This is a genomic window from Kitasatospora sp. NPDC048540, from assembly GCF_040651175.1.
Lineage (GTDB): Bacteria > Actinomycetota > Actinomycetes > Streptomycetales > Streptomycetaceae > Kitasatospora.
Genome location: NZ_JBEZIR010000031.1, coordinates 41,897 through 56,911, shown reverse-complemented (window position 1 = coordinate 56,911; position 15,015 = coordinate 41,897). Strand labels below are relative to the sequence as shown.

Below are 15,015 nucleotides of genomic sequence, written 5' to 3'. Positions count from 1 at the left end.
GCGGCGCGGCCCCGCCGGGCGCGCCCGCTCGGACCGGCGGCCCGGTCAGACCAGCAGCTCGCCCACCAGCTCCGCGAACTCCTCCGGCGTCACCACCCGCACCCCGAGCTCCTCGGCCTTGGCCCGCTTCGAGCCGGCCTTGTCCCCGGCGACCAGCAGGGTGGTGCGCTTGGAGACGCTGGAGGACGCCTTGCCGCCGGCCCGCTCGATCAGCTCGTTGGTCTCGGTGCGCGACAGGGCGGCGAGCGGCCCGGTCATGGTGCCGGTGACCACCACCGCCTGCCCGGCGAGCGGGCCCTGCGGCCCGTCCTCGGCGGCGGATGCGGAGGCCGCGGAGGACCCGGAGACCGTGGCGGGCGCGGTCGGGGCGGTGACGGCGGTGCCCACGCCGAGCGCCGCCAGCCGGTCCAGGACATCGGCCAGTTCGGCGAGTTCGGCGACCACCACGGCGGCCTTCTCCGGGCCGATGCCGTCCACCCCGGCGAGCGCCTCGGCGTCGGCGGCGCGGATCGCGGCCATGCTGCCGAAGTGCGCGGCGATCCGGCGGGACATCGACCGGCCGGTGCCGCGGACCCCGAGCGCGCAGAACACCCGGTGCAGCGGCTGGGCCTTGGCCGCGGCGAGGGCGGCGATCAGGTTGTCGGCGCTGGTGTCGCCCATCCGCTCCAGGGTCAGCAACTGCTCCCTGGTCAGCGTGAACAGGTCGGCGAGGTCGGTGACCAGGCCGGCGTCGACCAGCTGGACGGCCCGGGTGCCGCCGAGGCCCTCGATGTCGAGCTGGTCGCGCCCGGCCGCGTAGCGGATCGAGGCGACGGCCTGGCAGCCGCGCCCGCGCACGCAGCGCCAGCGCTGCTGGGAGGTGTCGATCGCGTCGCCGCAGCGCGGACAGTCCGTCGGGAAGACGATCTCGCGCTCGGCGCCGGTGCGCTGCTCGGTCAGCGGCGCCTCGACGCGCGGGATGACGTCGCCGGCGCGGTGCACGAAGACCTGATCGCCGATCAGCAGGCCGCGGCGGGTGATGTCGGCGGGGTTGTGCAGGGTGGCGTACGTGATCGTGACGCCGTCCACCTCGACCGGCTCCAGGACGGCCCGGGGGGCGATCACGCCGGTCCGGCCGACGTTCCACTCCACCTCCAGCAGCCGGGTGACCTTGTGCACGGCGGGCAGTTTGTAGGCGACCGCCCAGCGCGGTGCCCGCGAGCCGGAGCCGGCCTGCTCCTGGTCGGCGGCCGCGTCCGCCTTGATCACGATCCCGTCGATCCCGAACGGGAGCGCCGCCCGCAGCGCGCCGATCTCGGCGATCCGCTGCTGGACCTGCGCCACGTCGGTGCAGTGGCGCGGGCCCGCCGCGGTGGCCGCGGCGGTGTTGGCGCCGAGCGCGGCGATCCGCTCCAGCAGCTCGCTGTGGGCGGGTTCGGGCAGTCCGAGGGCGTCGTAGGCGAAGAAGGTGAGCTCGACCCGGTAGGCGCGGTCCTTGGCCCGCAGGGTGCCGGCCGCGCCGTTGCGCGGGTTGGCGAACGGGGTGGCGCCGTGCGCCAGCCGGACCGCGTTGGCCTGCTCGAACTGGCTCTGCGTCAGCAGCACTTCGCCGCGCAGCTCGACGTCGACCGGCTCGCCGAGCTCGGCCGGCAGCCCGAGCACCGCGCCGGTGGCGTGTGAGATGTCCTCGCCGGCCAGGCCGTCGCCGCGGGTGACCAACTGGACCAGCCGGCCCGCCCGGTAGCGGGCCGCCACCGCCAGGCCGTCCAGCTTGGGCTCCACGCACCAGCCCGCGACCGGCCGGCCGAGCCGGCGCTCCAGCCCGGCGGCCCACAGGTCGAGCTCCTCGGCCGAGAAGACGTTGTCCAGGCTCAGCATGGGCACGCTGTGCGGGACGTCGCCGCCGGCCGCGCCGCCGGCCACCTTGCCGGTCGGGGAGTCCGGCAGCACCTGGTCGGGGTGGGCCTGCTCGTACGCGGTGATCGAGCGCAGCAGCGCGTCGTACTCGTCGTCGCCCAGCGGCGTGGAGCCGTCGGCGTAGTAGGCCTCGGCCGCCCGGACGGCGGTGGCGACGGCATCGGCGTAGGCGGTGGGGGAGGCCGGAACGGCTGCGTGCTTCATGTCGAACATCATCTCGACCGACACTGACAGTTCCCGACCGGCAGTGATCGCGGGCGGGCGGATGGCCCGGGTTGATCGCGGGTGCGCCGCCAGGGGCGTGGGCGGCCGGGGCTCAGGCCGGTCCCGGCGGAGCCTTCAGCGCCGCCAGGCGGGCGGACGCCGCCGAGAGCAGCAACTCCAGCGCCCGCGGGTACCCGCTGCGCCGCATGTCGGTGACCAGCAGCCGGGCGGTGGCCGCGATGTTGGGGTGGGTCTCGGCGGGCAGCCTGGCGTAGTGCCGCTGCCAGACCGCCAGGTCGGCCGCGCGGGCGGGGGCGGGCAGCGCGTCGGCGGCCGCGTCCAGCGCGGCGAACGCCAGGCCCTGGTCGACGAAGGCGTGGTAGATCGCGACCGCCTCCGGGTCCGGGAACCCGGCGCCGCGCAGCACCCCGAGGATGGTCTCCACCGCGCGGGCCTCGTTCTGCCGCCCGGTGGTCCGGTACGCGGCCAGCAGGGCGGCCTGCGGATGCGCCTGGTACGCCGCGTGGATCCGCAGGCCGATGGTGCGCAGGTCGGCGACCCAGTCGCCGGTCGAGCGCCAGTCGTGCTGGGCGCGGGCGATCAACTCGTCCGCGATGGCGAGCAGCAGGTCGTCGGTGTTGTGGAAGTACCGGTAGATCGCGCTGGGGTCGGCGCCGAGCGCGGCGCCGAGCCGGCGGACGGTGAGCGCCTCGGCGCCGTGCTGGGCGAGCAGCCGCAGCGCGGTCGAGATGATCACCTCGGCCGACAGGACGGTGCCCTGCTTGGTCGGCCGCCGTCGGCGGCGCTCGGGTTCGGGGACCACGCGCTCGTTCATCCGGCTGTGCTCCTGCGGTCGTCGGCCGGGCGGAGGGCCCGGCCCGCTGGCGGCACCTTATGACAACGCCATTGACCTGAAAAGGCCCCCGGGAGTTTCATGACCAGCCACCGGGGCCCGACGCGGCCCCCACGGTCGAGGCGGTGGTCCGTTGGCAGCAATGGCGAAGGACGAGGCGAGAGCCCGGGGGAACGGCGACGGGGCGGGCGGGCCCGGCGCGGGGAGCGGCGGCACGGCGCCGCACACCACGATGCGCAAGACGCTCGGCGTGGTGGACGGCGTGGCCATCGCGGCCTCCAGCACCGCCGCCACCTCCAGCATCGGCATCGGTCTGGGACTGACGGCCTCGGTCGTCGGACTGCACCTGCCGGCCATCATGCTGCTGGCCTTCCTGCCGGTGCTGGGCATCGCCGGCGCGTACGGCCGGCTCAACCTGGTCGAGCCCAACGCGGGCAACTCGTACACCTGGGTGGGGCGCACGCTCAACCCCTGGCTGGGCTTCCTGACCGGCTGGGTGAACACCGTGGGCACCATCGTGTTCATGGCCTACACCACGGCGGTCACCGGCTCGGCGCTGATCCAGCTGGCCGGCGAGGCCGGCCTGCACCGCCTGTTCGGGCTGGACCTGGACCCGGACTCCACCCGGCAGACCACCGTGATCGGCCTGGTGGTGCTGGTGGCCGCCACCGTGGTGGCGGTGCGCGGGCTGCAGCTGGCCGCCCGGCTGCAGAAGTACCTGCTGGTCTTCGAGTACCTGGTGCTGCTCGGCTTCTGCGGCTACGGCCTGTTCGCCGGGTCGCAGCCGTTCTCGCCGGACTGGTACAACCCGTTCGCCATCCCCTCGATGGGGGCGCTGGCCCAGGGCATGGTGCTGGCGGTGTTCTGCTACTGGGGCTTCGAGGCGGTGTTCAGCGTCGGCGAGGAGGTCCGCGAGCCGAAGGACGCCTCCCGGGGCGGCATGATCGCCCTGGTCACCATGCTGGCGCTGTTCCTGCTGGCCGGAACCGCCTTCCAACGCGTGCTGCCGCTCGACGAGTTGGCCGACAACGGCGCCCAGGGCCTGACCTACTTCGGCAACAAGCTCGCGCACCAGCCGCTGGCCGCACTCCCGCTGATCGCACTGACCTTCTCCGCGGTCGCCTCCCTGCAGGCCAACGTCATCCCGACCGCCCGCGGCACCTACGCGATGGGCCGCGACGGCACCCTCGGCGCCGTCTGGACCAGGATCCACCCCCGCTACGCCACCCCGGTCACCGGCACCGTGCTGATCACCGCCATCGCCTCCGCCGTCGCCCTGGTCTCGCTGGTCATCCCGACCGTCACCGACCTGATCGATGCCGCCGTCAACGCCATCGGCATCGTCGTCGCCCTCTACTACGCGCTCACCGCCGTCGCCGCCGCCGTGCGCTTCCGCCACCTGCTGCGCGGCAACCCGTGGGTCGCGCTGCGGGCGGTGGTCGGCCCGCTGCTCGGCGCCGCCGTGCTGCTCGCCGTCGGCGGCTACCTGGCCTGGAGCTTCTACGACTCCGCCGACCACTTCGAACTCAGCGCCGACAACGGCTGGTTCCAGCTGCTGGTCCCCGTACTGATGATCGTCAGCGGTCTGCCGGTGGCCGGCTGGGCCCGCTGGGGCCGCCGTTCGGACTTCTTCCGGTCCGGCGCCGGGACCGACGGCGACGCACCCGGCACGATGCAGTAGCGCCCACGCGCCGTAGCGCCCGTGCGCTGGCCGCCCGTGCCGTGGCACCCACCCGACCACCCTCCGACCTCCCCGAGACCCGCTGGAGCCTCCATGACCCCCCACGCCGACCTGGTCCTGACCGGCGGCCCGGTCTTCACCGCCGACGCCGCCCGCACCAGGGCCACCGCACTCGCCGTCACCGGCGAGCGGATCACCGCCGTCGGCCACGACGAGGTGCGCGAGCTGATCGGCCCGCGCACCGACGTGGTCGACCTGGAAGGCCGGATGGTGGTGCCCGGCTTCCAGGACGCCCACCTGCACGCCGTCTACGGCGGTACCGAACTCGGCGAGTGCGACCTGTCCGGCACCGTCGGCGCCGAGGAGTACCTGCGGCGGATCCGGGCGTTCGCCGAGGCCCACCCGGGGCGTCCCTGGATCACCGGCAGCGGCTGGTCGATGGAGAGCTTCGCCGGCGGCACCCCCACCCGGCAGCTGCTCGACTCGGTGGTCCCCGACCGCCCGGTCTACCTGCTCAACCGCGACCACCACGGCGCCTGGGCCAACACCCGCGCCCTGGAGCTGGCCGGCCTCACCCGGGACACCCCCGACCCGGCCGACGGCCGGATCGAACGGGAGGCCGACGGCACCCCGTCCGGGATGCTCCAGGAGGGCGCCACCGGCCTGGTCGCCCGCCTGGTGCCGCCCACCACCGCGGCCGACCGGCTGGCCGGGCTGCTGCGGGCCCAGGAACTGCTCCACTCGCTCGGCATCACCGGCTGGCAGGACGCGCTGCTCGGGGTCTTCAACGGCCAGCCCGACCCCACCGACGCCTACCTGGCCGCCGCCGGCGCCGGCACCCTGACGGCCAGGGTCACCGGTGCCCTGTGGTGGCAGCGCGAACGCGGCGCCGAGCAGATCCCCGAGCTGGTCTCCCGCCGGGCCGGGAACACCCTCGGCCGGTTCAGCACCCCGGCCGTGAAGATCATGCAGGACGGCATCGCGGAGAACTTCACCGCCGCGATGACCGCCCCCTACCTGGACGGCTGCGGCTGCGCCACCGCCAACTCCGGCCTGAGCTTCGTCGATCCGGTGGCGCTGCGCTCGTACGTCACCGAACTGGACGCGCTCGACTTCCAGGTGCACTTCCACGCGCTCGGCGACCGCGCGGTGCGCGAGGCGCTGGACGCCGTCGAGGCCGCCCGCAAGGCCAACGGCAGGCGTGCCACCCGGCACCACCTGGCCCACCTCCAGGTGGTCCACCCGCAGGACGTACCGCGCTTCGCGGCGCTCGGCGCGATCGCCAACATCCAGCCGCTGTGGGCCGCGCACGAGCCGCAGATGGACGAGCTGACCATCCCGTTCCTCGGGCCGGAGCGGGCCGGCTGGCAGTACCCGTTCGGCGACCTGCTGCGCTCCGGTGCCACCCTGGCGGCCGGCAGCGACTGGCCGGTCAGCAGCCCCGACCCGATCGCGGGCATCCACGTCGCGGTGAACCGGGCGGAGCCCGGCGCCACCGACGGCCGGGTCTTCCTGCCCGAGCAGCGGCTCGACCTGGCGACCGCGCTGGCCGCGTACACGGCCGGGTCGGCGCACGTGAACGGCCAGGACGAGGTCGGCACGCTGCAGGCCGGCCGGCTGGCCGACCTGGTGCTGCTGGACCGGGACCCGTTCGCGGGCCCGGCCGAGGAGATCGCCGCCACCCGCGTCCTGCGGACCTGGGTCGGCGGACGGCTGGTGCACCGCGCCGACTGACCGCGGGACCGGACCGGCCCGTACCGGGGCCGGCCGGGTGTCCCGGGTCCGGCGCCGCGGCGTCGGGCCCGGGATCTGTCGTACCCCGGTGCCATGCTGAGTGACTGTCAGGGGAGCCGCCCGAGACCGCGGCCCCGCACCCTTCGCCTGCCCGGGAGTGCCCCCGTGTCCACCAAGATCTTCGTCAACCTGCCGGTCAAGGACCTGGAGAAGTCGAAGGCCTTCTTCGCCGCGCTCGGCTACGCGTTCAACCCGCAGTTCACCGACGACAAGGCCGGCTGCCTGGTGCTCGGCGAGGACAGCTTCGTGATGCTGCTGAGCGAGCCGTTCTTCGCGACCTTCACCAAGAAGTCCATCGCGGACACGGCGTCCTCCGCCGAGGTGATCGTGGCGCTGGGCGTCGAGAGCCGCGCCCGGGTCGACGAGCTGGCCGACGCGGCGCTGGCGGCCGGCGGCACGCCGTCCAACGGGCCCAGCGACCAGGGCTTCATGTACGGCCGCAGCTTCCAGGACCTCGACGGCCACCTCTGGGAGGTCATCTGGATGGACCCGGCGCACGTCCAGGGCTGATCCCTCCGTGCGTTCCCCCGGCCGAGCGCTGTTAGGTTAGCCTCGCCTAAACAAGCTGGACGGGGTGCCGCTGCCGCCCCCGAGGGGAGCGACCGTGGAACCGAAGGAACTCGCCGGAGAGGTCGCCCTGGTCACCGGGGCAGGTCAGGGGATCGGTGCGGCGGTGGCCCGCGCGCTGGCGGCCCGGGGCGCCCGGGTCGCGGCGGCCGACCTCGACCCCGCCGGGATCGAGCGGCTGGCGGCCGGCTCCGGCGGCGCGGTGTCCGCCCATCCGCTCGACGTCGCCGACCCGGCCGCCGTCGAGGCGGCGGTGGCCCGGATCGAGGGTGAACTCGGGCCGCTCACCGTCCTGGTGAACGTCGCCGGCATCCTGCGGACGGCGCCCGTCGTCGACCTCACCGACCAGGACTGGGCGGACACTTTCGCCGTCAACGCCTCGGGCGTCTTCCACGTCAGCCGCGCGGTGGCCGGGCGGATGGCCGCGCGCGGACGCGGCTCGGTGGTCACGGTCGGCTCCAACGCGGCCGGGGTGCCGCGGGTCGGGATGGCCGCGTACGCCGCCTCCAAGGCCGCCGCGACCATGTTCACCAAGTGCCTCGGGCTGGAGCTGGCCCGCTCCGGCGTGCGCTGCAACGTGGTCTCGCCCGGCTCCACCGACACCGCGATGCAGCGCGCGCTCTGGTCCGGTGACGAGCGGGCCGCCGCGGCCCGGGTGATCGCGGGCGACCTCGACTCCTACCGGGTCGGCATACCGCTCGGCCGGATCGCCGACCCGGAGGACATCGCCGAGGCGGTGGTCTTCCTGGCCTCCGACCGGGCCCGCCACATCACCATGCACGACCTGTACGTGGACGGCGGTGCCACCCTGCGGGCCTGACCGGACGGCCGACTGTCAACCGAGGGTTGACGCCCACGGGGGTGTCAACCTAAGGTTGACGCATGGACGAACCCGTGCAGATGACCGGCCCGGTCCGGCTCGACGACCTGATCGCGGCCATCAAGAAGGTCCACCCCGACACCCTCGACCAGCTCTCCGGCGCGGTGATCGCCGCGGACCACCTCGGCGAGCTGGCCGACCACCTGATCGGCCACTTCGTCGACCAGGCGCGCCGCTCGGGCGCGTCCTGGACCGACATCGGCAGGAGCATGGGGGTCACCCGGCAGGCCGCCCAGAAGCGTTTCGTGCCCAAGGACCCCGGTGAGCCGTCCGACCTCGACGCCTCCCAGGGCTTCGGCCGCTTCACCGTCCCGGCCCGCAACGTCGTCATCACCTCCCAGGAGGAGGCCCGGGCCGCCGGGAACGACGAGATCCGCCCCGAGCACCTGCTGCTCGGCCTGCTCGCCGAACCGCAGGCCGTCGCCGCCCGCGTCCTGGAGGCGCAGGGCGTCACCGCCGACGCCGTCCGGCGGGCAGCCACGGCGGCGCTGCCGCCGCCGGCCGAGCGGGTGCCGGACCTGATCCCGTACGACGGGGCGGGCCGGAAGGTCCTGGAGCTGACCTTCCGTCAGGCCCTGCGGCTGGAGCACCGGCACATCGGGACGGAGCACATCCTGCTCGCCCTGTTCGAGCAGGAGGCGGGCGACGGCGTGCTCACCGGTCTCGGTCTCGACCGGGCCGCCGCCGAGGCCGCCGTGGTCGAGGCGGTCGCCGCCGAGCTCGCCGGACCCGCCGAGGACGCCGACGCCTGACGGGCGCTCACCAGTACCGTTCGTCGTCCTCGGCGACGGGCTGTACGAGTTCCGGGCCGCCCCGGTGCGGGGTGGCCGGGTAGCCCTCCGGCGGGGCCGGCAGTGCGGCGACGCACGCCGCCGAGCAGGCGTTGACCAGCAGCGGCAGCACATCGGTCGCCACCCGCAGGGAGATCCACACCTGGTGCACCGCGCCGCCGTCCAGCGCCCGGTCGCAGACGCTGCAGGTCCGCAGGGCCCCGCCCCCCACCCCGGGGTCGGCCGCACCGGCCGGGTGCGGTCCGCCGTCGAGTGCAGGGAACGGCGGCCGGATATTCTCGTTGCCGAACAGCGCCCGGGTGCTCACCGTGCTCCGCCGCAGGTTCCGGCACCGGGTCAGCTCGTACGGGTACCAGTGCAGCCGGTACGAGGTGTACGGGGTGAACTCCTCGAGCGCGGTCATCGCCCCGATCTCCGGCGGGATCCGCACCAGCGCGCTGCCGTACAGGTTGAAGGTCCGCACCGCGGTCAGCCGGGCGATGGACGGCGGCAGCGTGATCACCTCGGCCCGCTCCGCGGGGCTGAGCTCCCGCAGCGGGTGGAACTCCTCGCGCCCGTCCGCGGCGGCCTCCTCGACCAGCGCGAGCAGGTGGAGCCAGCCGGGGGCGGAGGTGTCCTGCAGTTCGGTGTGGAAGCGCACCTTGCGGCGCCGGGACACCCGGTACTGGTCGAAGCAGCGGCAGGTCCGGTCGTCGGCCGGGGCGGGCACATCGGCGCCGAAGCGGTTGCGGAGCACGGGCCCGCCGGGGTCGGTCGTCATGCGGCGACCGTACCGGCCGGCCCGCGGGGTGCTGCGCGCAGGGCCGTCAGCCGCTCCCGTCCTCGGTCTCGGCGGTGGTGCCGTCCGCGCGGACCGCGAACCGCGGCTCCCACCCGGGATGGCCGGACCACGGCAGCGCCATCTCCACCAGGGCGTCCCACGGCAGATGCCAGCGGCGGGGGTCCCGGGTGTCCGCGACCATCAGGGCCACCGCCGCGCCCAGCAGGGCGCTCGAGTTGCGCAGTGCGGTGCGCAACCGGTCGGCGCCGTCCGCGTAGTCGACGCTCTCGAGCTCCTCGGCGCTGCGGGCGCCGACGAACTCCACGAGGTCGCGCACCGTCTCGGCGGACGGCTGGGCGGGCTGGGCGGCGCGGTTCGGTTCGGGATCGCTCACCCGTCCATCCCAGCACGGAGGCCGGCCGCACGGTGCGAGGCGCACCCGGCGGGCACGCAGTCGCTTGCCATCGCCTGACGGTCTGTTCTATAAGTAATAGAGCAGGCAGACAGCAGGCGGGAGCCGATGTGATCCTCACCCTCGATCTGAACAGCGAGATCCCGATCTACCAGCAGATCCGCGACCGGGTGGTCGAGGCGGTCGCCGCCGGCGAACTGGCCGAGGGTGCGGCGCTGCCGTCGACCCGTCAGCTGGCCGCCGACCTCGGCATCAACTTCCACACCGTCAACAAGGCCTATGACCTGCTGCGTCGCGAGGGGCTGCTGCTCCTGAACCGCAAGAGCGGCGCCGTGGTGCGCCGGGACGCCCGTTCCGGGCCGCCGGAGCCCGGCTTCACGGACGACTGGGGTGCCCGGCTGCGCACGCTGCTGGCCGAGGCGACGGTGCAGGGGCTCGACGGGGCGGCGGTGCTGGCGGCCTGCGGCCGGACGGTGGGCGGGTTCCGGGTGCGGCCCGAGGGGGCCCGCGTGGAGGGGGAGTCGGTATGACGGTCACGGTGGTGGTGTCCGGGGCGATCGTCCCGGTGGTGGTTCTGGTGCTGGCCTGGCTGGCGCCGGCGATGGCCGACCCGGGTCTGCCGTTCGGGGTGCGGATCCCGGCGGCGCACCGGGACGCGGCTGTGATAGGTGAGCAACGCCGTTCCTACCGGAGGCTGTTGGCGTTGGGTGGCGGGTCCGCGGTGGCGGTCGGGGCGGTGCTCGCCGCCGTCCTGCCGGACCCGGCCGCGGTGGCGACGGCGGTGACCGCCGTGGTCGCGGCGGTCGGCGCGACGGCCCATGTCCGGGCCCGCCGGGCGATCCGCTCCGCCAAGGAGCGCGAGGGCTGGTACCGGGGTCTGCGGCAGGGCGTGAGCGTCGACACCTCGCTGCGGACCCGGCCGGTCCGGGCGCCCTGGCCGTGGGCGGCGCCCGCGGCCCTGCTGATCGCGCTGACCGCCGCACTCGCCGTCGCCCGGTATCCGGGAATGCCCGGGCAACTGCCCACCCACTTCGGGGCCGACGGTACGGCGGACCGGTTCGCGGCCAAGTCCCTCACCACCGCCTTCGCGCCCGTCCTCGCGCAGCTCGGGCTCACCGGCCTGCTCGGGCTGACCGTTCGCCTCGCCCTGCGCGGGCGGGCCGACCTCGACCCGGCCGACCCGGCGGGCAGCGCCGCGCGGCACCGCCGCTACCTCAGGCGGACCTCGGCCGCGCTGCTGGTGCTGGCCGCCCTCGTCGACCTGTCGGTGCTGCTCGCGGCGGTACGGATCTGGCGCGGCGAACACACCGTCGAGCCCGCCGAACTGCTCGCTCCGGTGCTCCTCGGGCTGGCGGTCCTGGTGGTCGTCGCCGTCCGCACCGGTCAGGGCGGCAGCCGGCTCGACCGGGCCTCCGCGCGGCCCGAGCCCGGCCCGGGCCCGGAGCCGGGCCTGGTCCACGTCGACGACGGCCACCACTGGCGGCTGGCCGGCACGGTGTACGTCAACCGGCGGGACCCGGCGCTGCTGGTGCCAAAGCGCCTGGGCGTCGGGTGGACCCTCAACCTGGGCAACCCGCGGACGCTGCTGCTCGCCGCGCTCTGCGCGGGCTTCGCGCTCGCCATGAGCCTGATCTGACCCCACCGCGACCCCTGGGCGCGCCGCACCGTACGGGTGTGGCGCGCCCAGCTGCGTTGCCGGCCCCCCCGGCGGCCTGCGCCCGACTGCGGGTGGAGGCACCGCCAGAACTGCTGCCCCCGCGGGGATTGACGGCGCGTCGACACGATGGTTCAGTGGCTCAGCCACTATACCTCTGGATACGGGAGAGGCCGATGAAGACGCTGCCCCGGCGCGGCACGGCGTTCGACGAGCTGATGGTGGGGACCGTGCGGCTCGCGGGCGAGGCCGGGGCGCGTCCGATCCGGCTGGACCTCGCGGTCCGGGCGGACCGGGTGCTACTGCCGCACCGCACCACCGACGCCCGCCTCACCGGCCGGGTCCGGATCGGCGGACTGGCCGACGACCCTTCCGCCGCAGGGGAGTTGGAGATCTCCCCGCTGGCCCGGCGACGGATCCGCTACCGGATCGAACTCCGCTCCGGGGAACGGCGGTTGACGCTGCTCGGCTGGAAGTCGGTCACCGCGAGGCGCCCACTGGAGTCGATGACGGTGCTCCCCTTCACCCTGCTGGAGGACGGCGCCGCGGTAGGCCGCGGCACCCTGCGCTTCCCGCTCGCCACCGCGCTGCTGCCGTTCGTGGCCAGCTGGCGCTTCCCGCGTCCCGCCGCCGCGCCCGCCGACGGGCCCGGCGCCACCGCGCGGGCGGTGGAGCGGGAACTGACCCCGCGCTGGGACGGCACCCCCGGTCGCACCGAGGTCTGGTACACCACCCTCACCGACCCCGCCGACGGCACCGGCCTGTGGCTGCACCACGAACTGACCGCGCCCACCGACGGCACGCCCGCCCGCGAACACGGCTGGATCGCACTGTTCCCGCCCGGCGGCCCGCCCGAGCACACCCGCTACACCGTCGAACCGGGCGACGCCGACGCTCCGGGCCGCCTGCGCGGCACGGCCGGCCCGTACAGCTGGGACCTGACCGAACGGTTCACCGGACCGCCGCTGTACACCTTTCCCCGCTGGGCCTGGCGCCGGCCGCTGCTGCCCGCCGCGCACATGCTCCCGGCGGCCACCTCCCGCTACACCGGAACCGTCACCGGCCCCCGCACCGGACTCCGGCTGGACGGCGCCCCGGGGGCGACCGCCCGGATCTACGGTCACGGCAACGCCCGGCGCTGGGCCTGGCTGCACGCCGACCTCGGCGGCGGCGACGTCCTGGAGGTGGTCGCCGCCGTCTCCCACCGGCCCGGGCTCGACCGGCTCCCACCGCTGGTCTTCCTGCGCCTGCTGCACCGCGGCCGTACCTGGCCGCGCAGCTCGGCCCGCTCCGCGCTCGGCGGCTTCCGGACCGTCATCGGCCTGCCGGAGTGGACGGTGACGGGCCGCACCGCGCTGCGCCGGATCACCGTGACGGTCCGCCAGCCCGAGGACCGCACCCTCGCCCTCGACTACACCGACCCGGACGGCAGCCGGGCCGTCTGCCGCAACAGCGAGTCGGCCGACGCCCGGATCACCGTCGAACGCTGGCGGGGCCGTTGGCGCCAGGAGCACGCCTGGGTGCTGGACGGGACGGCGCACGCCGAGGTGGGCGGCCGATGACCCCCTCGCCCGCCGGCACCGACACCGACACCGACACCGGCACCGGTGCCGGCAGCCGGAGCAGCAGCCGCAGCCGCAGCCTGCACGGCCTGGTCGCCGCCCTGCTCGCCGACGACGGGCGCGAGCCCTGGCCCGCCGCCACCGCCGACCGCCTGGACGCCCTGCTCACCGCGCTGCCCGCACCCGCCCGGGCCGGCCTGCGCACCGCGGCCGCGGCCGTCGACGCGTACGCGCTGCTGCGCACCGGCGCCCGGCTCGACCGCCTGCCCGAGCCGCGGCGCGAGGCGCTGCTCGCCGCCCTCGGCGCCCGCCCCGCCCTGCAGCCGCTGCTCGACGTGGTCAAGGTGCCGGTGCTGCTGGCCGCCGGCACCGAGCGGATGCTGCACCGCCGTGGCGGGACGCTCCCCGCGCCGGTGTCCGCGCCCGAGGACCCGCCGCTGGACTGCGTGCCGTCCGCCGAGTGGCCCGACCGGGCGAGTGCCGACGCCGTGGTGATCGGCTCCGGCGCGGGCGGCTCGATCGCGGCCCGGACGCTGGCCCGGGCCGGGCTGCGGGTGGTGGTGCTGGAGGAGGGACGCCACCACACCACCGCCGAGTTCGGCCGGCGCGCGCCGCTGGACCGCTTCGCCGACCTGTACCGCGACGGCGGCGCGACCGTGATGCTCGGCGCCCCGCCGGTGCTGCTGCCGACCGGCCGCGCCGTCGGCGGCACCACCGTCGTCAACTCCGGTACCTGCTACCGGACCCCCGGCCGGGTGCTGGACCGCTGGCGCTCCCGCTACGGGCTGGAGCTCGCCGACCGAACGGCCTTCGGGGCGGACCTGGACGAGATCGAACGCACCCTGCGCGTGGCGACCCAGCCGCTCGACGTGCTCGGCCGCAACGGACTGCTGACCCTGCGCGGCGCCGAGAAGCTCGGCTGGCGGGCCGGACCGCTGCGCCGCAACGCGCCCGGCTGCAAGGGGTCCTGCCAGTGCGTGGTGGGGTGCCCGGCCGGGGCCAAGCAGAGCGTGCAGCTGTCCGTGCTGCCCGACGCCTGCGCTGCCGGCGCCCGGATCGTCACCTCGGCCCGGGTGCTGCGGATCCTGGTCGACCCGGACCGGCCCGGCGGGCCGCGCGCCGCCGGGGTGGCCGTCCGGCGGCCGGACGGCAGCGCGTTCGAACTGCTCGCGCCGCTCGTGGTGGTGGCCGCGGGGGCGCTGGAGTCGCCCGCGCTGCTGCGCCGTTCGGGACTCGGCGGGCACCCGCGGACCGGGCGCAACCTGGCCGTCCACCCGGCGACCAGCGTGGCGGGCCGCTTCGCGGAGCCCGTCGCGGCGGGCCCGGCGGTGCTGCAGAGCGCGGGCGTGGAGGAGCTGCACGACGAGGGGGTGCTGATCGAGGCGACGGCGCCGCCGCCCGGGATGGGCTCGTTCGTCCTGCCCGGCCTCGGCCGGGAGTTGCGGGCGGAGCTGGCGGACGCGGACCGGCTGGCCACGCTCGGCGCGATGATCGCCGACCGCCCGGGCGGCCGGGTGCTGGGCAGCCGCCGGACCGCGCTGCGCTACCGGCTGGATCCGGCCGACGGGCGCTCGCTGCTGCGGGCGGTGGCCGCGATGGGGGAGCTGCTGTTCGCGGCGGGCGCCGACGAGGTGCTGACCGGTCTGGCCCGCACCCCCCGGGTGCGCTCCACCGCCGAGCTGCACGCCCTGCTGGACCGCAGCTCGCCGCGCGACCTGCACCTGTCCGCCTTCCACCCGACCGGCACCGTGGCGCTGGGTGCCGATCCCTCGATCTCCCCCGCGGACCGGCACGGCCGGCTGCGCGGGGTGCGGGGCGTCCTCGTCGCGGACGCCTCGGGACTCCCGGGCTGCCCGGGCGTCAACCCGCAACTGACCATCATGGCCCTGTCCCTGGCGGTCTCCCGGGCCGCCGTGGAGAACGGCTGCACCGCGGGCTATTGATGATCTGTCATGTACGCG

The 15,015-nt window shown here is 75.5% G+C and carries 13 protein-coding genes; 9 read left to right on the top strand and 4 right to left on the bottom strand.

The window, feature by feature from the left end; genetic code table 11:
- Positions 1–45 precede the first annotated feature (45 nt).
- On the bottom strand, positions 46–2,109 hold the full coding sequence (gene ligA / locus AB0D08_RS15200; protein WP_359889018.1) for an NAD-dependent DNA ligase LigA: 2,064 nt from the start codon (positions 2,107–2,109) through the stop codon (positions 46–48).
- Positions 2,110–2,212: 103 nt separating this feature from the next.
- Entirely contained in the window at positions 2,213–2,935 is a 723-nt protein-coding gene (locus tag AB0D08_RS15195) for a TetR/AcrR family transcriptional regulator (RefSeq protein WP_359888984.1), read from the bottom strand.
- A gap of 250 nt (positions 2,936–3,185) precedes the next feature.
- On the opposite strand from AB0D08_RS15195, the gene AB0D08_RS15190 reads away from it, so the two are divergent.
- The 5 genes from AB0D08_RS15190 to AB0D08_RS15170 all read left to right on the top strand — a co-directional run bounded on the left by AB0D08_RS15190 (position 3,186) and on the right by AB0D08_RS15170 (position 8,627).
- Positions 3,186–4,634 (top strand): APC family permease, encoded by a 1,449-nt coding sequence (locus AB0D08_RS15190; protein WP_359889016.1) that lies wholly within the window; start codon positions 3,186–3,188, stop codon positions 4,632–4,634.
- A 93-nt stretch (positions 4,635–4,727) separates the two neighbouring features.
- Entirely contained in the window at positions 4,728–6,368 is a 1,641-nt protein-coding gene (locus AB0D08_RS15185) for an amidohydrolase (RefSeq protein ID WP_359888981.1), read from the top strand.
- Positions 6,369–6,533: 165 nt separating this feature from the next.
- On the top strand, positions 6,534–6,938 hold the full coding sequence (locus AB0D08_RS15180; RefSeq protein WP_359888980.1) for a VOC family protein: 405 nt from the start codon (positions 6,534–6,536) through the stop codon (positions 6,936–6,938).
- A 94-nt stretch (positions 6,939–7,032) separates the two neighbouring features.
- Positions 7,033–7,815: a 2,3-dihydro-2,3-dihydroxybenzoate dehydrogenase gene (locus AB0D08_RS15175; RefSeq protein WP_051813123.1), complete on the top strand. Its 783-nt coding sequence runs from the start codon at positions 7,033–7,035 to the stop codon at positions 7,813–7,815.
- Positions 7,816–7,877: 62 nt separating this feature from the next.
- Positions 7,878–8,627: a Clp protease N-terminal domain-containing protein gene (locus AB0D08_RS15170; protein ID WP_033822126.1), complete on the top strand. Its 750-nt coding sequence runs from the start codon at positions 7,878–7,880 to the stop codon at positions 8,625–8,627.
- 7 nt (positions 8,628–8,634) lie between these two features.
- Here the strand turns inward: AB0D08_RS15170 and AB0D08_RS15165 are convergent, their stop codons facing one another.
- Together AB0D08_RS15165 and AB0D08_RS15160 are read right to left on the bottom strand one after the other, a co-directional pair.
- Positions 8,635–9,426: a leucine-rich repeat domain-containing protein gene (locus tag AB0D08_RS15165; RefSeq protein WP_233289147.1), complete on the bottom strand. Its 792-nt coding sequence runs from the start codon at positions 9,424–9,426 to the stop codon at positions 8,635–8,637.
- A 46-nt stretch (positions 9,427–9,472) separates the two neighbouring features.
- Positions 9,473–9,820, bottom strand: a complete 348-nt coding sequence (locus AB0D08_RS15160; RefSeq protein ID WP_033822125.1) for a hypothetical protein — start codon at positions 9,818–9,820, stop codon at positions 9,473–9,475.
- Positions 9,821–9,948: 128 nt separating this feature from the next.
- Between AB0D08_RS15160 and AB0D08_RS15155 the strand changes: the two genes are divergently transcribed.
- From AB0D08_RS15155 to AB0D08_RS15140, 4 genes are all read left to right on the top strand, one after another.
- Positions 9,949–10,368 (top strand): GntR family transcriptional regulator, encoded by a 420-nt coding sequence (locus AB0D08_RS15155; protein ID WP_033822124.1) that lies wholly within the window; start codon positions 9,949–9,951, stop codon positions 10,366–10,368.
- On the top strand, positions 10,365–11,474 hold the full coding sequence (locus AB0D08_RS15150; RefSeq protein ID WP_359888975.1) for a DUF1648 domain-containing protein: 1,110 nt from the start codon (positions 10,365–10,367) through the stop codon (positions 11,472–11,474). The genes AB0D08_RS15155 and AB0D08_RS15150 overlap by 4 nt, the downstream gene beginning before the upstream one ends.
- A gap of 194 nt (positions 11,475–11,668) precedes the next feature.
- Positions 11,669–13,054: a hypothetical protein gene (locus AB0D08_RS15145; protein WP_359888972.1), complete on the top strand. Its 1,386-nt coding sequence runs from the start codon at positions 11,669–11,671 to the stop codon at positions 13,052–13,054.
- Entirely contained in the window at positions 13,051–14,997 is a 1,947-nt protein-coding gene (locus tag AB0D08_RS15140; RefSeq protein WP_359888969.1) for a GMC family oxidoreductase, read from the top strand. The genes AB0D08_RS15145 and AB0D08_RS15140 overlap by 4 nt, the downstream gene beginning before the upstream one ends.
- Positions 14,998–15,015 lie beyond the last annotated feature (18 nt).

Bases quoted from the DNA above. Each gene is read 5' to 3' on its own strand.
- ligA (WP_359889018.1), bottom strand. From the start codon at position 2,109: ATGTTCGACATGAAGCACGCAGCCGTTCCGGCCTCCCCCACCGCCTAC.
- AB0D08_RS15195 (WP_359888984.1), bottom strand. From the start codon at position 2,935: ATGAACGAGCGCGTGGTCCCCGAACCCGAGCGCCGCCGACGGCGGCCG.
- AB0D08_RS15190 (WP_359889016.1), top strand. From the start codon at position 3,186: ATGCGCAAGACGCTCGGCGTGGTGGACGGCGTGGCCATCGCGGCCTCC.
- AB0D08_RS15185 (WP_359888981.1), top strand. From the start codon at position 4,728: ATGACCCCCCACGCCGACCTGGTCCTGACCGGCGGCCCGGTCTTCACC.
- AB0D08_RS15170 (WP_033822126.1), top strand. From the start codon at position 7,878: ATGGACGAACCCGTGCAGATGACCGGCCCGGTCCGGCTCGACGACCTG.
- AB0D08_RS15165 (WP_233289147.1), bottom strand. From the start codon at position 9,426: ATGACGACCGACCCCGGCGGGCCCGTGCTCCGCAACCGCTTCGGCGCC.
- AB0D08_RS15150 (WP_359888975.1), top strand. From the start codon at position 10,365: ATGACGGTCACGGTGGTGGTGTCCGGGGCGATCGTCCCGGTGGTGGTT.
- AB0D08_RS15145 (WP_359888972.1), top strand. From the start codon at position 11,669: ATGAAGACGCTGCCCCGGCGCGGCACGGCGTTCGACGAGCTGATGGTG.
- AB0D08_RS15140 (WP_359888969.1), top strand. From the start codon at position 13,051: ATGACCCCCTCGCCCGCCGGCACCGACACCGACACCGACACCGGCACC.